Annotated in this window: 24 protein-coding genes; 9 read left to right on the forward strand and 15 right to left on the reverse strand. The window is 69.9% G+C overall.

Annotated features, from left to right (window positions below; all coding sequences use genetic code 11):
- Position 1 precedes the first annotated feature (1 nt).
- The 5 genes from H4281_RS10965 to H4281_RS10985 form a co-directional block, all read right to left on the reverse strand.
- Positions 2-901 carry a helix-turn-helix domain-containing protein gene (locus H4281_RS10965; protein ID WP_182890751.1) on the reverse strand — a complete coding sequence of 300 codons (900 nt, stop codon included), beginning with the start codon at positions 899-901 and terminating at the stop codon, positions 2-4.
- Positions 902-1,341: 440 nt separating this feature from the next.
- Positions 1,342-2,244, reverse strand: coding sequence for an acyl-CoA thioesterase (locus H4281_RS10970; RefSeq protein ID WP_134731237.1), 903 nt, complete (start codon positions 2,242-2,244; stop codon positions 1,342-1,344).
- A gap of 36 nt (positions 2,245-2,280) precedes the next feature.
- On the reverse strand, positions 2,281-3,705 hold the full coding sequence (gene pyk / locus H4281_RS10975) for a pyruvate kinase (RefSeq protein ID WP_182890752.1): 1,425 nt from the start codon (positions 3,703-3,705) through the stop codon (positions 2,281-2,283).
- Between the two features lie 157 nt (positions 3,706-3,862).
- Positions 3,863-4,528 carry a DUF2461 domain-containing protein gene (locus H4281_RS10980; protein ID WP_182890753.1) on the reverse strand — a complete coding sequence of 222 codons (666 nt, stop codon included), beginning with the start codon at positions 4,526-4,528 and terminating at the stop codon, positions 3,863-3,865.
- Between the two features lie 160 nt (positions 4,529-4,688).
- Entirely contained in the window at positions 4,689-5,915 is a 1,227-nt protein-coding gene (locus H4281_RS10985) for a glycoside hydrolase family 18 protein (RefSeq protein ID WP_182890754.1), read from the reverse strand.
- A 169-nt stretch (positions 5,916-6,084) separates the two neighbouring features.
- On the opposite strand from H4281_RS10985, the gene H4281_RS10990 reads away from it, so the two are divergent.
- Both H4281_RS10990 and H4281_RS10995 read left to right on the forward strand, forming a co-directional pair.
- Positions 6,085-6,387, forward strand: coding sequence for an ArsR/SmtB family transcription factor (locus tag H4281_RS10990; protein ID WP_182890918.1), 303 nt, complete (start codon positions 6,085-6,087; stop codon positions 6,385-6,387).
- Positions 6,388-6,397: 10 nt separating this feature from the next.
- On the forward strand, positions 6,398-7,834 hold the full coding sequence (locus tag H4281_RS10995) for an aromatic amino acid ammonia-lyase (protein ID WP_182890755.1): 1,437 nt from the start codon (positions 6,398-6,400) through the stop codon (positions 7,832-7,834).
- Here H4281_RS10995 and H4281_RS11000 read toward each other — a convergent pair.
- Both H4281_RS11000 and H4281_RS11005 read right to left on the reverse strand, forming a co-directional pair.
- The gene (locus H4281_RS11000; RefSeq protein WP_182890756.1) at positions 7,831-8,394 is read right to left on the reverse strand and encodes a 3'-5' exonuclease; all 564 of its coding nucleotides are present in this window, start codon (positions 8,392-8,394) and stop codon (positions 7,831-7,833) included. The genes H4281_RS10995 and H4281_RS11000 overlap by 4 nt on opposite strands.
- A gap of 78 nt (positions 8,395-8,472) precedes the next feature.
- Complete coding sequence (locus H4281_RS11005) at positions 8,473-11,289, reverse strand: ATP-binding protein (protein ID WP_182890757.1); 2,817 nt, start codon at positions 11,287-11,289, stop codon at positions 8,473-8,475.
- Positions 11,290-11,455: 166 nt separating this feature from the next.
- On the opposite strand from H4281_RS11005, the gene H4281_RS11010 reads away from it, so the two are divergent.
- Complete coding sequence (locus tag H4281_RS11010; RefSeq protein WP_182890758.1) at positions 11,456-13,201, forward strand: putative Ig domain-containing protein; 1,746 nt, start codon at positions 11,456-11,458, stop codon at positions 13,199-13,201.
- A 48-nt stretch (positions 13,202-13,249) separates the two neighbouring features.
- Here H4281_RS11010 and H4281_RS11015 read toward each other — a convergent pair whose 3' ends face one another.
- From H4281_RS11015 to H4281_RS11025, 3 genes are all read right to left on the reverse strand, one after another.
- Complete coding sequence (locus tag H4281_RS11015; protein ID WP_182890759.1) at positions 13,250-13,684, reverse strand: VOC family protein; 435 nt, start codon at positions 13,682-13,684, stop codon at positions 13,250-13,252.
- 9 nt (positions 13,685-13,693) lie between these two features.
- Positions 13,694-14,968, reverse strand: a complete 1,275-nt coding sequence (locus tag H4281_RS11020; protein ID WP_312872089.1) for a S41 family peptidase — start codon at positions 14,966-14,968, stop codon at positions 13,694-13,696.
- Between the two features lie 87 nt (positions 14,969-15,055).
- A complete protein-coding gene (locus H4281_RS11025; protein WP_182890760.1) occupies positions 15,056-16,081 on the reverse strand; it encodes a 6-phosphofructokinase in 1,026 nt (341 codons plus the stop codon).
- A 291-nt stretch (positions 16,082-16,372) separates the two neighbouring features.
- On the opposite strand from H4281_RS11025, the gene H4281_RS11030 reads away from it, so the two are divergent.
- Entirely contained in the window at positions 16,373-17,467 is a 1,095-nt protein-coding gene (locus H4281_RS11030) for a 3-deoxy-7-phosphoheptulonate synthase (protein WP_182890761.1), read from the forward strand.
- 256 nt (positions 17,468-17,723) lie between these two features.
- Here the strand turns inward: H4281_RS11030 and H4281_RS11035 are convergent, their stop codons facing one another.
- Positions 17,724-18,215, reverse strand: a complete 492-nt coding sequence (locus H4281_RS11035) for a polyadenylate-specific 3'-exoribonuclease AS (RefSeq protein ID WP_182890762.1) — start codon at positions 18,213-18,215, stop codon at positions 17,724-17,726.
- 20 nt (positions 18,216-18,235) lie between these two features.
- Positions 18,236-18,997, reverse strand: a complete 762-nt coding sequence (locus H4281_RS11040; RefSeq protein ID WP_182890920.1) for a lysophospholipid acyltransferase family protein — start codon at positions 18,995-18,997, stop codon at positions 18,236-18,238.
- Between the two features lie 218 nt (positions 18,998-19,215).
- Between H4281_RS11040 and H4281_RS11045 the strand changes: the two genes are divergently transcribed.
- The 4 genes from H4281_RS11045 to H4281_RS11060 are packed head-to-tail and all read left to right on the forward strand — an operon-like array spanning position 19,216 to position 22,164.
- Positions 19,216-19,983, forward strand: a complete 768-nt coding sequence (locus H4281_RS11045) for an alpha/beta hydrolase (RefSeq protein WP_182890763.1) — start codon at positions 19,216-19,218, stop codon at positions 19,981-19,983.
- Complete coding sequence (locus H4281_RS11050) at positions 19,980-20,540, forward strand: hypothetical protein (protein WP_182890764.1); 561 nt, start codon at positions 19,980-19,982, stop codon at positions 20,538-20,540. The genes H4281_RS11045 and H4281_RS11050 overlap by 4 nt, the downstream gene beginning before the upstream one ends.
- A gap of 10 nt (positions 20,541-20,550) precedes the next feature.
- Positions 20,551-21,690, forward strand: a complete 1,140-nt coding sequence (locus H4281_RS11055; RefSeq protein ID WP_182890765.1) for a glutamate--cysteine ligase — start codon at positions 20,551-20,553, stop codon at positions 21,688-21,690.
- A gap of 18 nt (positions 21,691-21,708) precedes the next feature.
- Positions 21,709-22,164: a YdeI/OmpD-associated family protein gene (locus H4281_RS11060; RefSeq protein WP_182890766.1), complete on the forward strand. Its 456-nt coding sequence runs from the start codon at positions 21,709-21,711 to the stop codon at positions 22,162-22,164.
- Here the strand turns inward: H4281_RS11060 and H4281_RS11065 are convergent.
- Positions 22,161-22,727: a TetR/AcrR family transcriptional regulator gene (locus tag H4281_RS11065; RefSeq protein WP_182890767.1), complete on the reverse strand. Its 567-nt coding sequence runs from the start codon at positions 22,725-22,727 to the stop codon at positions 22,161-22,163. The genes H4281_RS11060 and H4281_RS11065 overlap by 4 nt on opposite strands.
- Positions 22,728-22,833: 106 nt before the next feature.
- Here H4281_RS11065 and H4281_RS11070 point away from each other — a divergent pair, with 106 nt between their 5' ends.
- The gene (locus H4281_RS11070) at positions 22,834-23,622 is read left to right on the forward strand and encodes an SDR family oxidoreductase (protein ID WP_182890768.1); all 789 of its coding nucleotides are present in this window, start codon (positions 22,834-22,836) and stop codon (positions 23,620-23,622) included.
- A 430-nt stretch (positions 23,623-24,052) separates the two neighbouring features.
- Here H4281_RS11070 and H4281_RS11075 read toward each other — a convergent pair whose 3' ends face one another.
- Complete coding sequence (locus H4281_RS11075; protein WP_182890769.1) at positions 24,053-24,922, reverse strand: NUDIX domain-containing protein; 870 nt, start codon at positions 24,920-24,922, stop codon at positions 24,053-24,055.
- 61 nt (positions 24,923-24,983) lie between these two features.
- Positions 24,984-25,910: an ROK family protein gene (locus H4281_RS11080; RefSeq protein WP_182890921.1), complete on the reverse strand. Its 927-nt coding sequence runs from the start codon at positions 25,908-25,910 to the stop codon at positions 24,984-24,986.
- Positions 25,911-25,913: the final 3 nt, after the last annotated feature.

Genomic DNA, 25,913 nt, shown 5'->3' on the forward strand with positions numbered 1-25,913 from the left:
CTCACTGTCTCGGGTCGGTGTTCCTCGGTTCCTGAACCGCGGCGGCCTGTTCGGCGAACCGGCCGGCCGCGTCGGTGATCAGCGCCACCGAATCGTCCGGTTTCAGCGCTGCTGCGCGCAGGTGGTCGAACATCAGCGCGTAGCGCCGGACGTCGTCGGGCTGTTCGAGGTACAGGCCGCTGGAAGTGCTGTCGTCGACGTAGACCACGTCGGGATCGGCCTGCTCGGGGAAGCCCATGATGAGGAACGGTCCCTCCATGCCGGGGTGCGCCCCGGCTCCGAACGGCACCACCTGGACGGTCACGTTCGGCTTTTCCGCCATCGCGGTGATCCGGTACAGCTGCTCGGCCATCACCTCGGGGCTGTCGACCACGCGGTGCAGCACCGCCTCGTCGATCACCGCCCAGTACTCGACCGGCGGGTCGTCGGTCAGCAGCTGCTGGCGGGCCATCCGCGCGGCGACGCGGCGGCGGGTCTCGGACTCCTCGGCGTCCGGGCGCAGCGCGCGGATCACCGAGAACGCGTAGCGCTCGGTCTGCAGCAAGCCCGGAACCAGCAGCGCTTGGAACGCGCGCAGCGAGCTCGCGTCGGCTTCGAGGCCGACGAAGGTGCCGGTGAAGACTTCGTTGTAGGCGTGCCACCAGCCGCGTTTGCGCGCTTCGCGCGCCAGCTGGACGAGCGCCTCCTGCTCGTCGCCGGTGATGCCGTACAGCGCGAGCATGTCCCTCGCGTCGCGCGGGGTGACGCCGACGTGGCCGGTTTCGATGCGGCTCACTTTGGACGCCGAGCACTCCAGCTTTTCGCCGACCTCGTCGATGGTGAGATCGGCGGCTTCGCGCAGCCTCCGCAGCTCGCTCGCGAGGCGCCGGCGGCGAACGGTCGGTCCCTGGCCTCTCGCCACGGCAGCACCTCCGGTCCGTATTGTTGCCCGCACTGCATATCTAACCAGGTGATCGACTTGTCAGTGGAGTAATAACACCGGCGAATTCCCACTGTCGCGGCGGGAGCCCGCCGTCACCGGTTCCGACCTGGTTCCGACCTGCATTGTGCAGAGTGCGCTTGTACTCTGGCATCCTGCGGGCCGCGACGCGAATCCAGCCGCGCCGACGGCCCTGAGCAGCGTAGACGAAGACCGTCCTCGGCTATTCGCGGACACCGGCCGAATGCGGGACGACCACGGTGTCCGGGGCCGCCCCCCGACCGGTCCCGGGCACCTTCCTTTGCTTCGCGGTATTACTCAGACGAGTATTCCCGCGCAATTTCGCCACGAGAGTGTGACGGTTTCCGGCGATTTCCTCTGCAGACAGCCACTCTGAGTGGTCATCAGCGGGCCGGTGGTCCTTATCGGACCCGCAGCAGTCCTTCTTGGACCACGGTGGCGACATGCAGGCCGTCGCGGGTGAAGAACCGTCCGGTGGCCAGCCCGCGGGCACCCGAGGCGCTCGGCGAGGTGCTGTCGTAGAGGAACCATTCGTCGGCCCGGAACGGACGGTGGAACCAGAGCGCGTGGTCGAGGCTCGCGCCGAGCACCTTGTCGACGTCCCAGTACACGCCGTGCCGCGCGAGCACCGAGTCGAGCAGCGTCATGTCCGAGGCGTAGGTGAGCACGCAGACGTGCAGCAGCTGGTTGTCCGCCAGGGTGCCGTCGGCCCGCATCCAGACGCGGTGGTGCGTCGGGCGTTCGCCGGTGGTGCGGGTGACCCACGGCGGCTCGCCGACGTAGCGGATGTCGATCGGCCGCGGGATCTCGCTGAAGCGCAGGCCGTAGCCCGCGGTCAGCTCGGGGAAGGTCGGCAGCGACTCGGGATCGGGCACGTCGGCCGGCATCGTCTCGGCGTGGTCGATGCCCGGCTCGTCCTTCTGGAACGACGCGGACAGCGAGAAAATCGCCTTGCCGTGCTGGACGGCGACGACGCGCCGGGTGGTGAACGAGCGGCCGTCGCGGATGCGGTCCACTTCGTACACGATCGGGACGCTCGGGTCGCCGCCGCGGATGAAGTAGGCGTGCAGCGAATGGACCCGCCGCTCCTCCGGAACGGTCCGGCCCGCCGCGACGAGCGCCTGCCCGGCGACCTGCCCGCCGAACACCCGCACCGACGAGTGTGCGGGCGAAACGCCGCGATAGATGTTCTCTTCGATCTTCTCCAGGTCGAGCAGCGCGACGAGCTTGTCCAGCACGGGCTGCCCGCCGCCACCGGGGCTCGTGTCGAGTTCGGTGGCGGCTTCCCTGGCCATCTCAGTCATGCCGGAACACTATGCGGGAAGGTTCCGGCGTGTCCCTTATGCGTGGTCGTCTTCACCGAGCCGGTGGACGTGGATCAGGTTGGTCGACCCGACGGTCCCGGGCGGGGAGCCCGCGACGATCACCACGAGGTCGCCGCGCTGGTACTTGCCCATTTCGAGCATCGCGTGGTCGACCTGCTGGATCATCTGGTCGGTGGAGTCCACGCGCGGCACGATCTGCGTCGTGGTGCCCCAGGTCAGCGCCAGCTGGCTGCGGACGCTCTGCTCCGGCGTGAACGCCATCAGCGGCAGCCGCGTGTGCAGCCTCGCGAGGCGGCGCACGGTGTCTCCGGACTGGGTGAACGCGACCAGCGCCTTGGCGTTGAGCCGCTCGCCGATGTCGCGGGCGGCGTAGGAGATCACGCCCCGCTTGGTGCGCGGCACGTGCGACAGCGGCGGCACGACCGGCGAATCCGTCTCGACGGCCTCGACGATCCGGCCCATGGTCTGGACCGTCTCGATCGGGTACCGGCCGACGCTCGTCTCGCCGGACAGCATCACCGCGTCCGCGCCGTCGAGGACCGCGTTCGCGACGTCGGACGCCTCGGCGCGGGTCGGGCGGGAGTTGCTGATCATCGACTCCAGCATCTGCGTGGCGACGATGACCGGCTTCGCGTTCTCGCGGCAGATCTGGATGGCGCGCTTCTGCACCAGCGGGACCTGCTCGAGCGGCAGTTCGACGCCCAGGTCGCCGCGGGCGACCATCACCGCGTCGAAGGCCAGCACGATGGCCTCGAGGTTGTAGACCGCCTCGGGCTTCTCGATCTTCGCGACGACCGGCAGCCGGCCCTTGCCGACGCGGTCCATCACCTGGTGCACGAGGTCGATGTCGGCGGGCGAGCGCACGAAGGACAGCGCGATGAAGTCGACGCCCAGCTGCAGCGCGAACTCCAGGTCCTCGATGTCCTTGTCGGACAGCGCGGGCACCGAGACGTCCATCCCGGGCAGCGACACGCCCTTGTTGTTGCTGACCGGGCCGCCCTCGGTCACCTCGCACACGACGTCGGGGCCCTCGACGTCCTTGACCACCAGGCCGACCTTGCCGTCGTCGACCAGCAGCCGGTCGCCCGGCTTGGCGTCCTTGGCGAGTCCCTTGTAGGTGGTCGAGACCCGGTCGTGGGTGCCCGCGACGTCCTCGACGGTGATCCGGACGACGTCGCCGGTGTGCCATTCCGCCGATCCGCTGGCGAACGTGCCCAGCCGGATCTTCGGTCCTTGCAGGTCGGCGAGAATCCCCACCGCCCGGCCACTTTCGGCGGCCGCGGACCGGACCAGGTCGTAGACCTGCTTGTGGTCGCTGTGGCTGCCGTGGCTGAAGTTCATCCTCGCGACGTCCATCCCGGCGTCGACGAGTGCCCGCATCTTCTCCGGGGTGGAGGTCGCGGGACCCAATGTACAAACGATCTTCGCGCGTCGGCTCACGTCCGGAGAGCCTAGTCGCTCGGGCCGCTCGCGTCTGTACCGATCCCGAAACTCCGGCCGGAGAACGCGGGAAGGATTCAGTTCCAGGCCCCGCCGAGCGCCGCGCGGCGCCGTCGCACGCGGGCACCCGGAATCACCCGGACGGGGGAGGTCGGGTTCAGCGCCGCGGTTTCTCGCTCGGACCCACGTGGTCGCGGGCCCATTCGTTGAATTTCCGCAGCTGGCGCCACGATTTCCGCACCCGGTCCAGCGCCTCGCGCTCGTGCAGGAAGTCGTCCGGCTCCCAGGCGCGGACGGCGTACACCGAGCGGTGCCGCAGCAGGTCGAGGCGCGGATGGTCCTCGTCGAACCCGCGTGGTTTGGACTTCAGCCGGTCACCGAGAATTTCCCAGCCCGCCTTGCGCAGGCTCGCCAGGATCTTCTCCAGCGCGGGCCCGTGCAGTTCGGTGTCGACCGCCGTGCGGTACCGGGCCAGCTGGTCCGAGGCGAGGTGGAAGCAGCCGCCGCCGACGCGCAGCCCGGCCGGCCCGACCTCGACGTAATACGCTCCTCCGCCGCGGCCGGACTCGATCACGCCGCCGCAGTGCGTCTTGTACGGCGCCTTGTCCTTGGCGAACCGGACGTCGCGATAGGGCCGGAACACCTTCGCCTCGCCGAAGCCCGCGCCGAACTCCGGCTCCAGTTCGGCCAGCAGCGCCTCCATCGGAGCCCGGACGTGCTCCTTGTAGATCGCCACGTGGTCGTCCCAGTAGGCCTTGGTGTTGTCCGCGAGCAGCCCGTCGTAGAACTCGACGGCGTGCTCCCCGAATCCGCTGAACTTCACCCGCAGCACGATACTGTGCCGATCGTTGCTAATCCGACCACAGTCACGGCCTAATGGCTTCGCAGCAACAGTTACGTGCCGAGCGGGGGTCGGCCTACTTTAGGTCGGATTAGCAACCGGGGCACCGACAGAATCGGCGCCCCGGCCGCATCGAGCGGGGTTACTTGGCGAGTGCCGTGATCAGCTCGCCGTTCGAGGTGTCGCCGGACAGCTCCCAGAAGAAGGCGCCGCCGAGGCCCTGCGACCTCGCGTAGGAGGTCTTGCCCGCGATGGTCGACGGGGTGTCGTAGCTCCACCAGTTCGAACCGCACTTGGCGTACGCGGTGCCCGCGACGGTGCCGGTCGCCGGGCACTTGGTCTTGAGGATCTTGTAGTCCTCGATGCCCTGCTCGTACTTGCCGGGAGCCGGTCCGGTCGCGGTGCCGCCCGGCGCGCTCTGCGTGACGCCGGTCCAGCCTCGGCCGTAGAAACCGATGCCCAGCAACAGCTTCGAGGCCGGGACGCCCTTGCTCTTGAGCTTCTGGATGGCCGCGTCCGAGTAGAAGCCCTGCGTCGGCAGGCCGTTGTACGACGTCAGCGGCGAGTGCGGCGCGGTCGGGCCTTGCGCGGCCCAGGCGCCGAAGAAGTCGTACGTCATCACGTTGTACCAGTCGACGTATTGCGCGGCGCCCGCGTAATCGGTGACGTCGAGCTTGCCGCCGTTGCTGCCGTCCGCGGTGATCGCGGCAGTGACGAGCTTCGACGAGCCGAACTTCGCCCGTACGGCCGCGAGCAGCTTCTTCAACGCGTCGGGTCCGCTCGTGTCACAGGTGAGACCGCACGCGTTCGGGTACTCCCAGTCGAGGTCGATGCCGTCGAAGAGCCCGGCCCAGCGCTTGTCGTTGACGAGGTTGTAGCAGGAATTCGCGAAGGCTTCCGGGTTCTTCGCGGCCTGGCCGAAGCCGCCGGACCAGGTCCAGCCGCCGAACGACCAGATGATCTTCAGCCCGGGATGCTTGGCCTTCAGCTTCTTGAGCTGGTTGAAACTGCCCGCGAGCGGCTGGTCCCAGGTGTCGGCGACGCCGTCGACGCTGCCCGCCGCGTCGTAGGTCTTCTGGTAGTCGGCCCACGCGTCGCCGATCGCGCAGCCGCCGCCGGTGACGTTGCCGAAGGCGAAGTTGATGTGCGTGAGCTTGTTCGCCGACCCGGACGTCTCGATGTTCTTCACGTGGTAGTTGCGGTCGTAGATGCCCCAGTCGGTGAAGTAGCCGACCACCTTGCCGGACGCGGCCTCGGTTCTGGCGGGCGCGGCCGTCGAAGCGGCGGGGACGAGCGCGGCCGCGGCGGCGAACGCCGCGGTCGCCAGGCCGGCCAGTGCCAGCAGGCGTTTTCTGCGCAAGCGAAGCATCGTTGCTCCCTTCAGGAGTCACCGTCGGTGACGAAGCGGTAACGGTGGGGACGAATGCACCGTAAGTGGACTAGACCACCAGGTCAATGGTTTAGACCATAAAACGGACATTCGGCGGTACGCGCATTCCTTGACAGGCATATGCGCCGCGAGGCAGATTTCCGGGGTGATGCAGACCTTCGACGTGCTGGCCGAACCCCGCCGCCGCGCACTGCTCGACCTGCTGCTCGAGGGCGAGCGGTCGGTCGGCGAACTGGTGGCCGAACTGCGGCTCAGCCAGCCCGCCGTGTCCAAGCACCTGCGCGTCCTGCGCGAGGCCGGGCTGGTGACCGTGCGGGTGTCCGCGCAGCGCCGCTGCTACCGGCTGCGCGCCGAGCCGCTGGCCGAAGTGGACGCGTGGCTCGCGCCCTACCGGCAGTTCTGGGCGGACCGGCTCGACGCGCTCGAACAGCGGCTGGACGAAACCGAATGAGGAGCACGCCGTGATCCGAGTGGACGGCCGGACCCTGCGGTGCGCCGACGTGGTCACGGCGGCACACACCGACGGCCCGCTGGCGATCGACGTGTCCATCGCCGCGCTGCGCGCCGCCGAGCACTCGTGGAAGCTGGCCGAGGACCTGAGCACCCGGCGAGTGGTCTACGGCCGCACCACCGGCGTCGGCGCGAACAAGGACGACGCGGTGGACGAACCCGCCGAACACGGCCTTCGCTTGCTGCGCAGCCATGCGGGCGGGAGCGGCGACCTCCTGCCGGACGGCCAGATCCGCGCGATGCTGCTGATCCGGCTCAACCAGCTGCTGACCGGCCGGTCCGGAATCAGCCCGGAACTGATCGGCGCGCTCGCCGAAGCCGTGCGCACCGGAGCGCTGCCCGTAGTACACCGGCTGGGCGCGATCGGCACCGGCGACCTCGCTCCCCTCGCGGAAACCGCGCTCGCGTTGGCCGGGGAACGCGCGTGGTCGATCGGCTCGGTGCCACCGGTTCCGGTGCACGCGGGCGACGCGTTGGCGTTCATGAGCAGCAACGCCGCGACGCTCGCCGAAGCGACCCTCGCGGCGATGAGCCTGGACACGCTCACCCGCGCGAGCCACGCCGTCGCCGCGCTCACATACGTGGCCCTCGACGGCAACCCCGAGGCGTACGCGACGCCTGTGCACGAAGCACGTCCGCACGCCGGACAGGTGGCGTGCGCGGCTGAGATGCGTCGGCTGTTGGGCATGCACAGCACGCCAAGGCCGGGACGTCGGCTTCAGGATCCCTTCGGGCTGCGCGCTTTTCCTCAGGTGCAAGGTCCCGCCTTGGACGCGATCCACTATCTGCGCGACGTGCTCGCCGTGGAGATCAATGCCAGCACCGAAAACCCGATGATCTCCACGGTGCACGGCGATGCGTACCACCACGCGCACTTCCACACCGCGTACGTCTCGACCGCGCTCGACCAAGCCCGCGCGACGGTGCATCAGGTCGCGGAGCTGTCCGTGGCCCGGCTGGGGGACTTGGTGGAACCGGAATTCACCGGCTTGCGGCCGTTCCTCGCGGTCGGGCCGCCGGGGAGTTCCGGGGTGATGATCTTGGAGTACGTGGCACACGACGCGCTGACCGAACTGCGGCAGGCGGCATTGCCCGCGACGCTCGGGACCGCGGTGGTGTCGCGCGGGATCGAAGACCACGCGAGTTTCTCGACCCAGGCCGCACGGGCGGCTACCGCGGCCGCGGCCGCTTATCGGCAGGTACTCGCTTGCGAACTGGTGGCGGCGGTGCGGGCGTTGCGGATCCGGAAGGCGGAACTGGTGGATCTGCCGGTGCGGGCGGCGTTCGCGGCTGCGGTGGAGGTGTTGGATGAGCGGCTGGAGGACCGGCCGTTGACTGAGGACATCGCCAAGGCCGCTGGGGTGCTGGACGAATTGGCGCGGATCTAGGAACTCGGCCACGCTCCGCGCTTCGCGACGGCCAGCACCAGGGCGGCGATGTTCCACGAATCGTCGTCGCCACGATGGTGGCGACCCTCCAGCGGGAGGTCAGCGACGGCGAGTGCCTGTGCCATTCCAGGGCGACGACGCAGTTCGTAAGCCGCCGTGAAAGCGACCTTCGCGTTGGTATGCCGGCTGGTGAACGGGTACTCGGTTCCGGTGTGGCGGCATTGCCGGGCGAATTGGTTGCGGTCGTAGTCGCCCCAGCTGGCCCACGGCAACTCCGCGGTGCGGTGCCGCACCGCCAGCGTCCGGCAGGCGTCCCGGAACGACAGGCCGCCGGTCACCTCGGTCTGGGTCAGTCCGGTCAGCTCCGTGCAGAACGGGCTCACCTCGGACCGGGCCGGGCGAACCAGGATCCGGTGTTTCGCCACGCGCTCGCCCGCGCTCAGATCGACGACAGTGAGACCGATTTCGATGATTTCGCTGACCTGACCGGGCGGCGGCTGCTTCTCCCAGCAGGTCGCTTCGACATCGACCACGTTCAGGAGATCCGGGAAGCCGTCCATGTCCGAAAGTGTAAGAACCGAATGCTTCTGGAGCACCCCGTTTTCTCCGCGACTGAGCGTCCGGTGTGGACAGTCCGGTCAGTCCTCCGCCAAAGCGTCCCGCCGCAAAGCCGTGAACAGTTCCTCCGCTCGCTCCCGATCCCGTGCCGCGGCAACACTGTCGCCGCGGCATTCCGACAGACCAGCGTGCGCGGCGTGCACCCGGGCGAGCAAATACGGCGAAGCCATCCGTTCAGCCAACGCGTGCGCTTCCCCGAGGCTTTCCTCCGCCGAGGCAAGAGATCCGCGGCGCAGCGCGGCAAGGCCCTGCACCCGAAACGCATCTGTGCGGGCGAGGATATGGTCAATATGCTCAGTGCAGGCAACAGCTTCCGCAGCAGTCTCCCCGGCGGCAACCGGGTCCCCGGCCGCCAGTTGTGCTTCGGCGAGGAACGGCAGTGCGTCGGTCATCTGCCAGCTCCGCTCCCCTTGCAGCGCAAGCAACGGCAGCAACCGGCGCACCCCTTGCTCAGGTCGGCCCGCGCGTACGTCGTTCTCCGCCAGCTGAGCGGACGCGTTGCAGACGATATCGGCATTGTCGCTTTCTCGGCCCAGTCGAATCACTTGAGTCAGGTCGTCGGCTGCCGCGGCGAAGCGGCCACAGGCTGACCACAGGCCGCCTCGGCCGATCAGGGCCATCGCGCCGCACATCGGCGACCTGCCGTGCCCGGCCAGTTCCAGCGCCTGGCCGAATCGCCGCCGCGCGTCTCCCCAGCGGCCGACATAGATCGCGCTGGCTCCGACGTTGCAGACCGCCCGGCTGAGCAGTTCCCGGTCGCCGAGTTCCTCGGCCAGCCGGAGGATCCGCTCGAACTGCCGGTCCGCTCGGGCCAGTTCGCCGCGGTAGTGGTGCAGCACGGCGACCCCGGTCAGTGCGCGGACGACGATCTCCCGGTCGCCGCACAGTTCCGCGGTGGCCGCGGCGGTGTGCAGGTCGGCCAGTGCTTCCTCGTTGCGGCCGAGCAGGCGCAGCGCGAGTCCGCGGCGCAGATGCCCGCCCGCCAGTCCGTGCTCGTCCCCTGCCGACTCTGCCGCGACGATCGCGGCGGTGGAGACCTCGACGGATTCTCGGTAGCGGGTGCTCTGGTAGAGGTTCGCGGCACGTGCCAGCCGCAGCCGTACGGCCGATCCGCCGGGGCGGTCCTCGGTCAGCGTCGGCGCGATCCGGGCCAAGCCTTCGCGCGGGGTGCCGCGCTGGTAGTGCAGGTAGCCGATCCTGGCGATCACGAGGCGCTGCCGTTCCTCGTCGCCTTCCTTGCGGTACACCAAAAGCGCGCGTTCGGCGGCGGCGAGCGCGGCGTCGTACCGGCCGGCCGCGGCGAGCGCGTCCGCCCAGGCTTCAGCGGCTTCGGCGACGGCAGCCTGGGAACCGGTGCGGTCCAGCAGGTCGACCAGCGCGCCCAAGTGCTGAGCTGCCGTGTCGTGCGCGGCTTGTCTGCCGGCTTTTTCCGCGGCGTGCCGCAAAGTCTGCGCGGCGCGTTCAGTGTCCTGTGCGTGCGTGTAGTGGTAGGCCGCCGCCGCGCCGCCCAGAGCTTCGGCGAGTCTGCGGTGCAGCACATGCCGACGGCTCGGCGGCAGGTCTCCGTTCACTACTTCGGCGACCAGTTCGTGCGTGAGCCGGACGCCCTCGGCGTTCTCGTCCAGCAACCGCGCGGTGTGCGCGGGAGCCAGCACTTCGGACAATTCGGCCGGGTCCAGCCCGGCAGCCGCGGCCAGGACGTCGGGATCCATCCGCTGCTGCCCCACCGCCAGCAGGGTCAGCACTTCGGCCGTGCGTTCGGGCAGCGAACCGACCTGCCGCCGCACCGCGTGCGCGAGTCCCCAGGGCAGTTCCGCGGGCGGTTTGCCGGATCTGCCCAATACGTGCCCCAGTTGGACCAGGAACAACGGGAGTCCGCCGGCGAGCCGGAGCACCCGGTCGCGGGCGGACTGCCCGACCTCGGTTCCGGCGCTGTGGTGCAACAGCATCGTCGCGTCGTCGTCCGCCAGCGGGGCCAGCGAATGCTGTGTCACCAAGCCTTTCCGGTACAGGTCGAGCAGCGTGTCGGCCAACGGTTCGGCCGCGCCGATCTCGGTGTCGCGGTAGGCGGCGAGGAAGCGGACGCGGTCCGGCTGGACGTCCTGGACGAGCGACGCCAGCAGCGCGAGCCCGTCCGGACCGGCCCACTGCAGGTCGTCCAGGATCACGAGCACGCCGTGCCGCCGCGCCAGCGTGTCGAGAAACCGCGCTGCTTCGGCGAACATCAGCCAGCGGGCTGGAGCCGGTTCGGCGGTGCGTTGTTCGGGAAGCAGGAACGCCAGGCCGGATCCGGCGGAGTGCTCGGAAGAGTGCCGTGCGAACGCTTCGGAGAGCGGCGCGTACGGCTCTCCGCCATACCGCGAGCACGCCGTCGAAAGCACCACCGTTCCGCGGGATTCGGCCAGCGTCGCGGCTTCGGCGAGCAGGCGGGTCTTGCCGATTCCGGTTTGTCCCGCGAAGACCAGAAACGGCCTTCCTGTGCCGGAGATGTGTTTGTCCAGCAGGGCGTGTTCCTCGGTGCGGCCGATGAGGTCCGGCGCCGGACGAGGGGGCGGAACGGGGTGGTCCGGCGGACGTTGCCTGCCGCGCCGGGCGGCTGCGAGCAGTTCGGCCCGGCTGTCCTCGGGCAGCGCGAGACCGTCGGCGAGCAACTGCACGGTGACTCGCCGCGGATGTCGTTGCCCGCGTTCGAGATTCCCCACGCCGCGCGTGCTCAGCCCGCAGCGCTGCGCCAGTTGTTCCTGCGTCAGCCCGGCTGCCCGGCGCAACCGGACCAGCGTCCGGTCGAACGTTTCCGTCGCGCCGTCCGGCATGTCCCGCACCTCCCGCCAGTCCATCGTCGCTCGCCCCGGGGCGCGGGACATCCTCCGAAGGTCGGGTTCCTCCTCCCGGCACAACAGCCGGTTGTGCCGGTTGTTCCTGGTTCGGGCCGCCTCGGTGAAATCCAATGGCGGCACCGCTTTTCGCCCGTCTTCCGGGCAGCGGCGTACCAGGAAGGACGCGATGATGCGTGCAGGAATGACCTTGAGACGGCTGGCCGCCGCCGGTGCCGCGCTCGCTCTCGGAGCGGGGATGGCGGCGCTCAGCACCCCGATCGCCGACGCCAGCCCTCAGCTGAGCCCCGCGTCGTGCGCCAACGCACCCGCGGGCTACGCGAAATGCCAGGCCGTGCAACTGGTTTCGGCAGGTGCGCGACCGGCGAGCGCGATGAGCCCGGCCGACCTGCAGAAGGCCTACGGCGTCGCCGGGATGAAGAGCGGGGGCACCATCGTCGCGATCGTCGACGCCTTCGACGACCCGGGCATCGAGAAGGACCTGAACGACTACCGGTCGCACTGGAACCTCGGCTCCTGCACCAAGGCGAACGGCTGCCTGACCGTGGTCGGCCAGGACGGCACGAGCACGCTTCCGTCCAAGACCGACTCGGGCTGGGCGACCGAGATGGCCATCGACGTCGACGCGGTCAGCGCGCTCTGCCCGGACTGCAAGATCCTGCTGGTGGAGGGCAACAGCAACGAGGACAGCGACCTCGCGGCAGCGGTCGACAGCGCGGTCCGGCTCGGTGCGAAGATCGTGTCCAACAGCTACGCCGACCACGAAAGCGCGATCCCGTCGGACGCCGAGCAGCACTACAACCACCCCGGCGTCGCGATCCTCGGCGCCACCGGCGACTGGGGCAGCGAAAACGGTTCCCAGGCCGAATACCCGGCCACTTCGCCCGAGGTGGTCGCGGTCGGCGGCACCACGCTGACCGCGTCCGGCAGCGGCTACTCCGAAACCGCCTGGAGCAAGGCGGGCAGCGGCTGTTCGAGCAAGTTCAGCAAGCCCGCGTTCCAGAACGGGATCAGCACCGCGTGCGACAATCGGGCCACTTCGGACATTTCAGCCGACGCGGATCCCAACAGCGGCATCACGATCTACGTCAACGGCCAGCAGTCGCAGTACGGCGGCACCAGCCTCGCCACCCCGATCGTCGCCGGCATCTGGGCGCTCGCGGGCACGCCGAAGGACGGCGACAACGCGGCGACCTATCCGTACGCGCACACCGGCGACTTCAACGACGTCACCTCGGGCAGCAACGGCAGCTGCGGCACTGTCATTTGCAACGCGGGCACCGGCTGGGACGGCCCGACCGGCCTGGGCACCCCGCACGGCGTCACCGGCCTCACCCCCGGCGGCGGCACCAACGGCAAGCTGAGCGTCAGCAACCCGGGCAACCAGAACAGCGTGGTGGGCAAGGCGGTTTCGCTGAAGGTCACGGCCTCCGGCGGCACCTCGCCTTACACCTACTCGGCGGACGGCCTCCCGGCCGGGCTGGCCATCGACGGCAAGACCGGCTCGATCACCGGCACGCCGAGCACCGCGGGCACCAGCAACGTCACCGTGACGGCGACCGACTCCGCCGGGGCGACCGCGCAGGCTCCGTTCGCCTGGACCGTCACGACGGCTCCGGTGGGCAAGCTGACCGCGAAGTTCACCACGGACTACGACTACGGTTTCGGCGCCTTCGCGCACTTCACGATCACCAACGGCGGTTCGTCGGCGGCGAACGGCTGGACGCTGTCGTTCGACCTGGCTTCGAACGAGTCGCTGTCGACGACGAACCCGGGCACCGCTTCGGCGTCCACCGGGCACGTCGTGATCACCGGCCAGGACAGCATCCCGGCGGGCGGCAGCCTCACCGTTTCGCAGATCTACCAGGTCTCGGGCGGCACGTTCACCGCTCCGGCCAACGTTTCCGTTTCCTGACCCGGCAGCCGCCGTGCCGTCGCTTCGGGCGCGGCACGGCGGTTTCGGTCAGTCCAGGCAGAACTCGTTGCCCTCGACGTCCTGCATCGGAATGCAGGACTCGTTCACCTCGTCCGCGACCAGCACCTGCACGATGGACGCGCCCAGCGCGACCAGCCGGTCGGCCTCGGCCTTCAGGACCGCCAGCCGCTCCTCGCCGGCCAGACCGGCGCCCACGCGCACGTCGAGGTGCACCCGGTTCTTCACCACGCGGCCTTCGGGCACGCGCTGGAAGTACAGCCGAGGGCCGACGCCGTCCGGATCGACGCAGGCGAACGCCGCGCCCTGATGCTCGGCAGGCAGCGAACGGTCGAACTCCGCCCAATCGGCGAACCCTTCCGGCGGCGGCGGCACGACATACCCCAGCACCTCGCACCAGAAACGGGCGACGCGCTCGGGTTCCGCGCAATCGAAAGTGACCTGGACCTGCCTGACCGACCCCATGCGCTCACCTTACCGGCGGGCGGCGGCGAGCGCTGGGTCTTTTCCGGCGGCGAGGTCGTCCGGAGCGAAGACCGGGACCTGGAGGTCCGGGCTGATGCCGGTGCCGTCGTAGGTGCGGCCGCGCGGGTCGAGGTACTCCTCGTTCGGCAACGCCACCTTCCAGCCCGGCTTCGGCAGCGTCCGCTCCAGCATGTCCGAGAAAGCGCCCTGAGTGGACTGTCCGATCAGGACTGGTCGCGGCTGCCGGTTCAGCAGCGCTTGCAGGAACGTCTCCCCCGCTGAGACGTCCAGGCTGCCGGTCAGGACCGTCAGCGGGCCGGTGTAGCGCGGCGCTGCGGCGGGCTGCACGAAGAACGGTCGCGGCACGGTGAACCGCGTCGGATCTTCCGGATCGTTGCGGGCGCGTTTGGCGTAGGCGAAATGCGGGACCTCGGTCAGCCGGGCGGCGACTTGCAGTCCGAGCGGGTCGTCCCCGCCGCCGTTGACGCGCAGGTCGAGGATCAGGCCGCGCAGCGTGCGCACCCGGTCGGCGGTGAAGATCTCGTCCAGTGCTTTCGCCAGGACCTCGCTGCTGGCGGCGAAAGTGTCGGCGTAGTCGTGGAATCCGCTGATCCGCAGGTATCCACGGCCCTCCGGCAGGTCTGCGTAGGCGATGGCTCCGCCGGCCCAGCGCTGAATCGGCGCGCCGAGATTCGCGTCGGCCACGGCGATCGCGCGCGGGACGGTCGTCTTCAAATCCGGCGTGCCTGGCCTCGGGAACGAGCAGTGCTGTCCCGCCGCGAGCAAGCCGACATGAGCGTCGTGCAGCGGACGGATCAGTCCGCAAAGGACGTCGAAGAGCCGTTCCGGATGCGCGGCGATCTCGCGGCGGGCAGCGTCCCCTTGGGACTTCCAGTCGACGCCTTTCGCCCGGAAGAAGGGATAGTTCTCGGCAAAGGTGTGCCAGAAGACGTCGAACAAGTCCGCGGACGAAGCCCGGCACTCCGGCGGCAGCCCGCCGGGGACACGACGCAACCGCCGCACGCCGAGGTTGTCGTCGAAACTCATCCGGCCCGCCCGGATGGTGACGACCGAGCCTTCGTTCGTGGAAAACGTTGTGCCGTCGCCAGTTCCGGAAAGCGTGCCGGGCAGGCAGCTCACCTCGGTCTCGTCGTAAGTCGTCAGCTTGCCGCCGGACACGTGGACCAGCTGCCCGTACCCGTCGGTCCGCCACACACCGTCCACAGTGGAAGGAGGGGCCGCGGTCACCGAGAGAATCGCCAAGCCCGCCAGGAAGATTCGCACGAGCCGAGGGTAGAAAAAAGCCGGGGGCGCACGGAATACCGCACGCCCCCGGCACGGTGGTGGGGTTGCCCCTACCACGGGAGAACCTCAGCCGAAGAAGACTTCGGCTTCCTGGTACCGCTCCAGCGGAACGGTCTTCAGCTCGGCCGTCGCCTCGGACAGCTTCACGCGCACGATGTCGGTGCCCTTGAGCGCCACCATCACACCGAAGTCGCCGTCGGCGACCGCGTCCACCGCGTGCAGGCCGAAACGCGTCGCGAGGACCCGGTCGTAGGCGGTCGGGGTGCCGCCGCGCTGGACGTGGCCCAGCACGACCGCGCGCGATTCCTTGCCGGTGCGCTCGGAGATCTCGTCGGCCAGCCAGTTGCCGATGCCGCCGAGCCGGACGTGCCCGAAAGCGTCCTTCTCGCCGGTCAGCAGCTTCTCCTCGCCGCCCTCGGGCAGCGCGCCCTCGGCCACGACGATGATCGGCGCGTACTCCTTTTCGAAGCGGCGCTCGACCCACTGCACGACCTGGTCGACGGAGAACTGGCGCTCCGGGACCAGGATCACGCTCGCGCCGCCGGCGAGGCCGGAGTGCAGCGCGATCCAGCCCGCGTGCCGCCCCATGACCTCGATGACGAGGGCCCGGTGGTGCGATTCGGCCGTGGTGTGCAGCCGGTCGATCGCCTCGGTGGCGATGGAGACCGCGGTGTCGAAGCCGAACGTGTAGTCGGTGGCCCCGAGGTCGTTGTCGATCGTCTTGGGCACGCCGACGACGCCGATGCCGTCGTCGGTCAGCCGCTTGGCGACGCCGAGGGTGTCCTCGCCGCCGATCGCGATCAGCGCGTCGACCCCCTGGTCGGCGAGCACCTTGCGGATCTGGTCGACGCCGCCGTCGACCTTGTACGGGTTCGTCCGCGACGACCGCAGGATGGTGCCCCCGCGGGTGAGGATGTCCTCGACGTCGGCGAGGCCGAGCGGCCGGCTGTCGCCGGTCAGCGGGCCCTGCCAGCCGTTGCGGAAGCCGACGAACTCCCAGCCGTGCACCTCGACGCCCTTGCGGACCACCGCGCGGATCACCGCGTTCAGGCCGGGGCAGTCGCCGCCCCCCGTCAGCACACCGACACGCATCTGTTGCCTCCGTCTTTCCTCGCAGGGAGAGTGCAGTCACAGTCCGCGGACAGCGTAGCGGTTTTCATCTGGATCGGTGCAGGGCGGACCACCTGCCCAATCCGGTCCGGGCCGGGGCCGCTGGACGGTGTGTTACCTTGGGGCTGTGCAGCGCTATTTCTGGTTTACGAAGCCGGCCCCGGGTGGGCACGGCGGCGTGAACCTGCGCTGACCTCCACCCCGAGCCGGATCTCGAACCGGCTCGGCGAATCCCCCGCGGGTCGGTGTCCACCAGGAAGGAACCACCCGCACATGAGCACCCCCCTCGTCGCCGCCCCCGCCGACGCGAGCACGCTGGACAACCGCCGCACCACGTCGGTCAGTCCCCTCATCTCGCCCGCGCTGCTGCGCGAAGACCATCCCGTGGACGCCGCGGTCGCCAAAGTCGTGCAAAACGGCCGCACGGAAACCGTCGACATCCTCGACGGCCGCGACGACCGTCTGGCCGTGATCGTCGGCCCGTGCTCGGTCCACGACCCCGAAGCCGCCCTCGACTACGCCCGCCGCCTGGCCGCCAAGGCCGAGGCCCTGCGCGAAGACCTGCACATCGTGATGCGGGTGTACTTCGAAAAGCCGCGCACGACGCTGGGCTGGAAGGGCCTGATCAACGATCCCGACCTGGACGGCACGTTCGCCGTCAACAAGGGCCTGCGCCTGGCCCGGAAACTCCTGCTGGACGTCTCCGGACTGGGCCTCCCGGTCGGCTGCGAATTCCTCGACCCGATCACCCCGCAGTTCATCGCCGACATCGTCACCTGGGGCTCGATCGGCGCCCGCACCGCCGCCAGCCAGGTCCACCGCCAGCTGTGCAGCGCCCTGTCCATGCCGGTCGGCATCAAGAACTCGACCGAAGGCGACATCCAGGTAGCCGTGGACGCGACCCGCGCCGCCGCCGCCTCGCACGTCTTCCCCGGCATCAACGTGGACGGCCTCGCCGCCCTGGTGACGACCTCCGGAAACCCGGACTGCCACGTAATCCTCCGCGGCAGCTCCGCGGGCCCGAACTACGACCCGGCGTCCGTCGAGGAAACCCTCGCCCGCCTGGCGAAGTCCGGCCTCCCGGAGCGATTGGTGATCGACGCGAGCCACGGCAACAGCAACAAGGACCACGTCCGCCAGTCCGAGGTCGTCCGCGACCTGGCCGGCCGGATCTCCGCCGGAGAACGCGGAATCGCGGGCCTGATGCTGGAAAGCAACCTGGTCGCCGGACGCCAAGACCTGGTCCTGGGACAGTCGGAGAAGCTGACCTACGGCCAGTCCATCACCGACGCCTGCATGGACTGGGACACGACCGAAGACCTGCTGGACACCCTGGCGACCGCCGTCCGCGCCCGCCGCACCCGCTGACCCGCCCAGCCTGTCTCGAAGCGAGGGAACCCGCGAGGGTTCCCTCGCGCCCTAAAACCGCACCCGGTGCACCCAACGATCGAGGCACCCAGCCCCTCCCCCGCACCCCGATACGAAGCCTCCCTGCGGTTCGGGGGTGCTTGTCAAGGCATCTTTCCCGCCTTGACAAGCACCCCCAGACCGTCAGCACAATCAACCTTCGGGGTGCCCCACGCAACCCAAGACGGCCGATGTCGCCGCCAGGCGACGAGCCGAATCACCGCCCCCGGCGAAACGCCTCCTCGATAACCTCCCACCGCTGCAAGTTGTGCCGGGCGTCAGCCAACGCGTCGTGCTGATCCCCAGGCGCGGCAGGCAGCTTGGGCTTCCCCGCGTCCTCCCACCGCTGCCGGAGATCCCGGGTGAACCGAGGCAACTGCCGAGGCAACGCGGGCATCGGCCCCCACAACTGCGCCAACGCCACATGGTCGTACGCCGCGAACCAAGCCCACAGCTCGATCCCCCCGGGCGGCTTCCCGAAGAACTCCAGCAGATCCGCCCGGATCCGCTCGCGGCTCCGCCAAGCCGGATCCGCGGGCGAAGGCAGCTTGGGCAGCACGTTCTCCCGCACCCAAGCCCCGGCCCGCCCGGGGTCGAAGTCGGTGGACACGGCGTAGAACTCGCGTCCGCGCTCGTCAACGACACCGATCGACACGAGGTCAATCGTCACGCCGTCCTCAATAAACTCGGTGTCGTAGAAAAAACGCACCGGGGAACTCTAGTGGGGCCCTACCCGGCCTTCGTCTCCGGCACCCGATCGGCGTCCAGGGCCCTCGGCTGGACCGGCACCGCGGGCTTCACCCCGGCCGCCTCGGCGGCGAGCAGTTCCTTGGCCTTGGCCGCGTAAATGTCCACGTACTCCTGGCCGGAGAGCTCCATCAGCGCGTACATGATCTCGTCGGTGATGGAGCGTTCGATGAACCGGTCGCCTGCCAATCCCTCGTACCGGGAGAAGTCGAGCGGCTTGCCGAAGCGCACCTCGAGCCGCCGCGGCCACCACATCTTGGAACCGATCGGGTTGACCTTGTCCGTGCCGACCATCGCCACCGGGACCACCACGCCGCGCGATTCGAGCGCGATCCGGGCGACGCCGGTCTTGCCCTTGTACAGCCGTCCGTCCGGGGAGCGGGTGCCCTCGGGGTAGATGCCGAGCAGGTGCCCGTCCTTGACCAGCCGGATCGCGGTGTCGAGCGCGGCCTGCGCGGCGTTGCCGCCGGAGCGGTCGATGGGGAACTGGCCGACGCCGGTGAAGAACCACTTCTTGAGCAGGCCCTTGAACCCGGGCTCGGTGAAGTACTCCGACTTCGCCGGGAAGGTGACCTTGCGCTTGACCCGCAGCGGCATGAAGAACGAATCCGCGACCGCGAGGTGGTTGCCGGCGAGGATGGCGCCACCCGTCTCGGGGATGTTTTCGGCGCCGACGACTTTGGTGGGCCACAGCGTCTTCAGCAGCGGCCCGATGAACACCCACTTCATCAGCCAGTACAGCACCGGGTTCCAGTCCTTTCCTGCCCGCGCGGGCCCCGGCAGGTCAGGGTACGGAACAAGCACCGGCCCGCACAACGCGAGAGCGGGCGGTCACCCGGGGGCAGCGACCGATCTCACAGCGGGACCGGAAGGATCCCCGCTTCCGGAGTGGGCCCCACAACCCGGCTTCGGCGTGAGAGCATGGGAGGACTCCACCGCTTCGATTCGGAAGGGCGTTCGTGATGGGCGTGCTCGCCGGCGCGGAACCGTTCTCCCACCCGGGTTCCTCCGGGGCCGGCTTCCTGCTCTGCCACGGATTCACCGCGACGCCCGACGGCATGCGCGCCTGGGGCGCGCACCTGGCGGGCGAGGGCTTCGCGGTGCGCTGCCCGCTGCTGCCCGGCCACGGCACGCACTGGCGCGATCTGAACCGGACGACCTGGCAGGACTGGTACGCCACGGTGCGCGAGTCGCTGCTGGCGCTGCGCGCGGAGTGCGACCAGGTGTTCGTCGGCGGGATGTCGATGGGCGGGACGCTCACCCTCCGCCTCGCCGAGGAGTTCGGCGCGGACATCTCCGGCCTCGTGCTGGTCAACCCGTCGGTCACGCGGCTGAGCCTGGACGCCAAGGTGCTGCCGCTGCTGTCGCGAGTGGTCCCGTCGATCCGCGCGATCGGCAACGACATCGCCAAGCCCGGCGAGGTCGAACTGGCCTATCCGCGCACCCCGGTGCGGGCCGCGGCGAGCCTCGCCCGGCTGTGGAAGATCGTGCGCGCCGACCTGCCGAAGGTGTCTCAGCCGGTGCTGCTGCTGCACTCGCGGGTCGACCACGTCGTCGAACCCGAGAACTCGCAGATCGTTCTGGACGGCATCTCGAGCACGGACGTGACCGAGGTGGTGCTGGAGAACAGCTATCACGTCGCGACGCAGGACCACGACGCGGAACTGATCTTCAGCCGCAGTGTCGACTTCGCCCGGCAGTTGCGGGCGGGACAGGTGGGTGCCGGATGAACCGGGGGAAAGGCGCGGACGGACCCGAGGACGTCGACGCCACGTTCGCCGAGATCGTGGCCGATCTCCGGGCCGAGGGCGTGGGCGTGTTCCTGGACGAGGACCCGTTCTCCGGCGCCGGCCCCGCGTCCGCCGGAACCGACGCGTCCCCCGGAGCCGAACCCGAAACGGGCAAGGCCAAGCCGAAGCCCGCCGCGGACCCGCCTGCTCCGGCCGCCCCGCCGTCTTCGCCGCCGTCGTCTTCGGACGGCTGGCGCACCGGCGGCACCGACTGGGACACCACCATGTTCTCCGGCGACCCGGCCGAGGACGACGAGCACTACGTGCCCCCGGAGCCGCCGCCGCTGCCGCGCTGGCGCAAGGGCGCGTTCATCGTGCTGCTGTTCTTCGTCGTCGGGCTCCTGCTGCTGATCGTGCCGAACCTGATCGGGGTCGGCCCCGCGCTCGCCACGCCGCTCGGCATCCTTTCGCTCGCCACCGGCATCGCGCTGCTCCTGCTGCGCGTGCGCCAGGGCCCGCCGCCGGGAGCGGACCCCAGCAACGGCGCCCAGGTCTGACCGGGCGGGCATGCGGATCGACTTCCAGGCGTCCCGGCGTTCCACCGTCGGCGCGGAATGGGAACTCGCGCTGGTGGACCGGCGCAGCGGCGAACTGCGGTCGGTCGCGGAGGAACTCCTCGCCGCGGTCCGCCCGGAAGGGGCCGCCGAACATCCCCGGATCAAACAGGAACTGCTGCTCAACACGATCGAGGTGGTCAGCGGCGTCTGCCGCACGGTCGGCGAGGTGAAACACGACCTCGCCGAAGCGCTCGACGAGGTGCACCGGGTCGCCGACCCGCTGGGCGTCGAGCTGTTCTCTGCGGGCTCGCACCCGTTTTCCTCGTGGTACCGGCAGAAGGTGACCGACAAGGAGCGCTACGCCAAGCTGATCGACCGCACCCAGTGGTGGGGCAGGCAGATGCTGATCTACGGCGTGCACGTCCACGTCGGGCTCGACCACCGGGACAAGGTGCTGCCGGTGCTCGACGGGCTGCTGCGCTACGCGCCGCATCTGCAGGCGCTGTCCGCGTCGTCGCCGTACTGGTCCGGCGAGGACACCGGGTACGCCTCGAACCGGGCGCTGATGTTCCAGCAGCTGCCGACCGCCGGGCTGCCGTTCCAGTTCCGCGAATGGGCGGAGCTGGAGGGCTACGTCGAGGACATGTTCACCACCGGCGTGATCGACCACTTCTCCGAGATCCGCTGGGACATCCGCCCGGCCCCGCATTTCGGCACCATCGAGATGCGCGTGTGCGACGGACTGCCGACGCTGCAGGAGGTCGGCGCGATTTCGGCGCTCACCCAGTGCCTGGTGGACGACTTCAGCGCCCGCCTCGACAAGGGCGAGACGCTGCCGGTGCTGCCGCCGTGGCACGTCCAGGAGAACAAGTGGCGCGCCGCCCGCTACGGCCTCGACGCGATCGTCATCCTCGACGCCGCCGGCCGCGAACGGCTCGTCACCGAAGACCTCGCCGAGCTGCTGGACCGGCTGGAACCGGTCGCCAAGCGGCTGGACTGCGCCCGCGAGCTGCGCGATGTCGAGAACATTCTCCGGGTCGGCGCGAGCTATCAGCGGCAGCGGGCGGTCGCGAAGCAGTACAACGGATCCTTGAAGGCCGTGGTCGCCGCGCTGGTCACCGAGATGCGCGACGGCGTCCCGCACGCTTAGCTGGTCTGGGAGGCAGCGATGTCGCATACGTTCAGCACGCTCGTCGAGCTCAACGGCAAAACCGCCACCGGTTTCCGGGTCCCGGCCGAGGTCGTCGAGGCGCTCGGCCAGGGGCGGCGGCCGAAGGTGCGGGTGACGATCGGCCCGCACACCTACCGCAGCACGGTCGCGGTCTATTCGGGCGAGTTCATGCTGCCGCTCAGCGCGGCGAACCGGGAGGCGGCCGGGGTCGCCGCCGGGGAGACGGTCGAGGTCACGCTCGAAGCCGACCTCGCCGAGCGGACCGTCGAGATGCCGGACGATCTGGCTTCGGCGCTGGCGGAACGAACCGGCGCACGGGCGGCGTTCGACAAGCTTTCCTTTACCGCCCAACGGGAACGGACTGAAGCTGTCGCCTCGGCCAAGCGCGCCGAAACCCGGGAGCGGCGGATCGCGAAGATCGTCGCCGAACTAGCCGGGGACGGGCTCCCCTAGCCCATCGTCACGCCGGGTTTGCCGAACCCGCCGAGCACGGTGTCGACGACGCGGGTGGCCAGCGCGTCCGGATCGGCGGAGTCCTGGTCCTGCGCTGCTTCGTGGATGAGCGCACAGTAGACGCGCCGCGCCCAGACCAGGTCGACGCCGGGCCGCAGCGCGCCGCTTTCCTCCAGCCGCCGGAAGAAGACGTCGCACTGGGCGAGCACGTCCGGGGTGAGGACGCCTTCTTCCGCCGGGTGCGCGTTCATCGCGAAGCCCCACCGGAGCTTGACGCTCAGCACCTTCGCGGTCACCTGGTAAAGCGCGACCAGCGGCGGCGTGACGTCGGGCCGGACGCTGGCGAGCGCGTTGTGGAACTGCTGCGTCGCCCACAGGGTCATCGCGTCGACCAGCGCGTCCCGGCTGGCGAACCGGCGGTGCACAGTCGTCCGCGAGACGCCGGCGGCCTCGGCGATCTGCTCCATGGTCGCCGCCGGGTTGTCGCTGAGCACCCGTTCGGCCGCCTCGAGGATCGCCTGGGCCGTCCGTTCCGAGTCCGCGCGCAGGGCCCGTTTCTCCATGCCGATCAGTTTACGCCATGGTTGCCACTCGATTATTAGTTGCGACACTTCTGTTGCAACTGCTAGCTTAACTGCATCGCTAGTGACCCGACTTGGGGGGATTTCGATGGACCTGCAGCTGACCGGCAAGACCGCGGCAGTGACCGGAGCGAGCCGGGGAATCGGCCTGGCCACGGTTTCCGCGCTGATCGGCGAGGGGATGCGCGTGGTGGCCGCGGCCCGGACGATCACGCCGGAACTGAAGCAAACCGGCGCGGTGCCGATCGCGGTGGACCTCTCCGCTCCCGACGGTCCCGGACGGGTGATCGACCAAGCCGTCGCGGAATTCGGCGGCTTGGACGTCCTGGTGAACAACGTCGGCGGCGGCGACAGTGCCAGCGGGCAAGCCGGCGGTTTCCTGTCTCTCGCGGATCAGCAGTGGACGGATTTGCTGGAGCTGAATTTCCTCGCCGCGGTGCGGGCTTCCCGTGCGGCACTGCCACATCTGATCGAACGGCGGGGCGCGATCGTCACGGTGTCCTCGAATGGTGCGCGGATGCCGCATTCGGGCCCGATCGCTTACACCACCGCGAAAGCCGCGTTGACCGCTTTCGGGAAGGCATTGGCGGAGGAGTTCGGGCCGCGGGGCGTTCGGGTCAATACTGTTTCGCCCGGACCGGTTCGTACCGCGCTGTGGGAAGGCCCGGACAGTTACGGCGCCGAACTGGCTTCGTCGATGGGGTTGTCGCACGAGGATTTGCTGGCTGCACTGCCCGCCGGTGCGGGGATGCTGACCGGACGGCTGATCGAACCGGATGAGGTGGCTACGTTGATCGCATATCTGGCGTCACCGCTGGCGGCGAGCATCACCGGGACGGACCACCTTGTGGACGCGGGTTCGGTGAAGACCGTGTGACGGCTGCCGGGGAGCGTTGGCCGGGCGGGACAGCGGCTCGCGATCTGTCGCCGCCACCACGACACGGGCCCGGCTACGCACGCGGGAAGGCAGCGGCTCTTGGCCAACTGCTCGGTGCCTCGCGAGGGCGCTGGGTTCCCTCGCCGAGCGGTTCCCGGTCGGCTGCCACCGGTACGAGCGCGCGGGGCGCTGCCGGGCAGCGGCTTAAGTCGAGCGCCGCTCGCTCGACCGCCACCACGGACGTGGCCCCCGAAGCGGTATCGGGCTGCGTCCGAGACCGCGCGAAATCCGCTCAGCTCCCGCAACGACGTCCCCGGCCCAGCACCCGCGCGCCGAGATCCCCGACCCGGCCGCGCGACCCACGACCAGTCACCATGACGGAGGTGCCCCTAGCCCTGCCGAAGAGCAGCCGCGACCACGCGACCACCCCTCACCCGCCCAGCTCCCGCAACAACGTCCCCGGCCCGAGCACCGACGCGCCGAGATCCCCGACCCGGCCGCGCAGTTCGCGGTCGGCCGTCACCACCACGACGTGGTCGTGCGGGCGTCGACGGGCGGCGGCGGTCACCTCGACGATCTTCGAATCGCCGTCGGTCTCCGCCGCGACGACCTCGACGCCCGGGATCGATTCCACTCCCCTGGCTTTGCCCTCGACGACCAGCACCACCCGGGGCCACCAGGACCACGCCGCGCCCGCGCCGATGCCGGTCACGGCGTCGCGCAGGCCTTGTTCGGCTGGGGTGGTCAGCTGGTCGCGCAGGCGTTCCGCGGCGCCGTGGCGGTCGCGCCACCAGCCGTCGGGGCGGGAGCCCATCACGTTCGCCGCGTCGACCACCAGCACCAGTTCGCGGCCCAGTTGCTCGCGCAAGACCGGCCAGGCGGCGGCGAAATCGCGGTGGAGGTCCAGTGCGGCCACCTCGTCCGGCGGGACCCAGCGCATCTCGGCGCTTTCCTCGTTCGCGACCTGGGCCTGCAGCGCGCTGTCGGCCAGGCCGAGGACCGTCGTGTACTGCCATTCGCCGTGGTCCAGCACCGAAGCGGACATCGCGCGGAAGGCGGACGCGGGGATGGCTGCTTCTTCCCACGCCTCCCGGGCAGCGGCCTCGTGCACGGTCTCGCCGACCTCGAGCGCGCCGCCGGGCAAGGCCCACGTGCCGCCGTTGTGCACCCACGACGCGCGCTGCTGCAACAGCACGCCGCGGCGGGGATCGCACAACAACAAGCCGGCCGCGCCGAACGCGCCCCAGTGCTGCCTGCCGCACGAGCACCGCACGAAGCGGTTGGCGGTCATCGGCGTCACCCGGCCCAGCCTTCCACAGAACCTCGTGCGTGTTAATCCCGGCAAGAACCGTGATCAGCACTCACAACGTGTCCATCGCCAGCGCCGCCGCCCCGACGATCGCCGTGTCGTCCCCGAGATGCGCCGTCCGGATCCGGGCCAGCGGACGGTGCCGCGCACCGGTGATCGCGCCGGCGTAGTGCTCGCGGGCCTCGTCCAGGAACAGCGGCGCGGACTCCGACACTCCGCCGCCGATCACGATGATCTCCGGGTCGAAGACGTCCGCCACCAAGGCCAGGCCCTCGCCGAGCCATTTCGCCAGTTCCGCCATGGCGCGCAAGGCGATCGGGTCGCCGTCGCGGGCCGCGCGGGCCACTCGGCGGCCGGTGACCGAACCGGGGTCGCCGGCGATTTCGCGGGACAGCACGGTGGAACGGCCGGGGTACCGGGCGAGCAGCTCGACGGCGGTCGCGGCCAGCGCGGTGCCGCTGCAGTAGCGCTCCCAGCAGCCGTACTTGCCGCACGGGCAGGCGCGGCCGTCGCGCACCACCGTGAGGTGGCCGAGTTCCGGCGCGACCCCGTGGGCTCCACGGTAAATCTCGCCGTCCAGCAGCAAACCCGCGCCGATCCCGGTGCCCAGCGCGACCAGCGCGGCCACCCCCGCACCCCGCGCGGCGCCGAAGCGGTGTTCGGCGACGACCGCCGAGTTGACGTCGTGCTCCAGCGTCACCGAGAGGCCGACGCGTTTCGCGATCCGGTCCGCCACCGGGGCGTTGCGCCAGGCGAGATGCGGCGCGAACATCACCGAACGCCGGTCTCGGGTCACGAAACCGGCCACGGCAAGGCCGACCGCGGCGACGTCGTGCCGGTTGCGCAGGTTTTCGACGACCCCGGCGATGGCGTCTTCGAGCGCGTTCTCCTCGCTCGGCGTCCCGACGCGCGCCGTGTCGAGCAGCGAACCGCGCTCGTCCACGACGCCGGCGCGCACGCTGGTGCCGCCGACGTCCACCCC

This window comes from Amycolatopsis dendrobii (assembly GCF_014145675.1).
Lineage (GTDB): Bacteria > Actinomycetota > Actinomycetes > Mycobacteriales > Pseudonocardiaceae > Amycolatopsis > Amycolatopsis dendrobii.

Excerpts from the sequence above, each read along its gene's own strand:
- H4281_RS10970 (WP_134731237.1), bottom strand. The coding sequence starts at position 2,244 with ATGACTGAGATGGCCAGGGAAGCCGCCACCGAACTCGACACGAGCCCC.
- H4281_RS10985 (WP_182890754.1), bottom strand. The coding sequence starts at position 5,915 with ATGCTTCGCTTGCGCAGAAAACGCCTGCTGGCACTGGCCGGCCTGGCG.
- H4281_RS10990 (WP_182890918.1), top strand. The coding sequence starts at position 6,085 with ATGCAGACCTTCGACGTGCTGGCCGAACCCCGCCGCCGCGCACTGCTC.
- H4281_RS11000 (WP_182890756.1), bottom strand. The coding sequence starts at position 8,394 with ATGGACGGCTTCCCGGATCTCCTGAACGTGGTCGATGTCGAAGCGACC.
- H4281_RS11005 (WP_182890757.1), bottom strand. The coding sequence starts at position 11,289 with ATGGACTGGCGGGAGGTGCGGGACATGCCGGACGGCGCGACGGAAACG.
- H4281_RS11010 (WP_182890758.1), top strand. The coding sequence starts at position 11,456 with ATGATGCGTGCAGGAATGACCTTGAGACGGCTGGCCGCCGCCGGTGCC.
- H4281_RS11015 (WP_182890759.1), bottom strand. The coding sequence starts at position 13,684 with ATGGGGTCGGTCAGGCAGGTCCAGGTCACTTTCGATTGCGCGGAACCC.
- H4281_RS11025 (WP_182890760.1), bottom strand. The coding sequence starts at position 16,081 with ATGCGTGTCGGTGTGCTGACGGGGGGCGGCGACTGCCCCGGCCTGAAC.
- H4281_RS11030 (WP_182890761.1), top strand. The coding sequence starts at position 16,373 with ATGAGCACCCCCCTCGTCGCCGCCCCCGCCGACGCGAGCACGCTGGAC.
- H4281_RS11045 (WP_182890763.1), top strand. The coding sequence starts at position 19,216 with ATGGGCGTGCTCGCCGGCGCGGAACCGTTCTCCCACCCGGGTTCCTCC.
- H4281_RS11050 (WP_182890764.1), top strand. The coding sequence starts at position 19,980 with ATGAACCGGGGGAAAGGCGCGGACGGACCCGAGGACGTCGACGCCACG.
- H4281_RS11055 (WP_182890765.1), top strand. The coding sequence starts at position 20,551 with ATGCGGATCGACTTCCAGGCGTCCCGGCGTTCCACCGTCGGCGCGGAA.
- H4281_RS11060 (WP_182890766.1), top strand. The coding sequence starts at position 21,709 with ATGTCGCATACGTTCAGCACGCTCGTCGAGCTCAACGGCAAAACCGCC.
- H4281_RS11065 (WP_182890767.1), bottom strand. The coding sequence starts at position 22,727 with ATGGAGAAACGGGCCCTGCGCGCGGACTCGGAACGGACGGCCCAGGCG.
- H4281_RS11070 (WP_182890768.1), top strand. The coding sequence starts at position 22,834 with ATGGACCTGCAGCTGACCGGCAAGACCGCGGCAGTGACCGGAGCGAGC.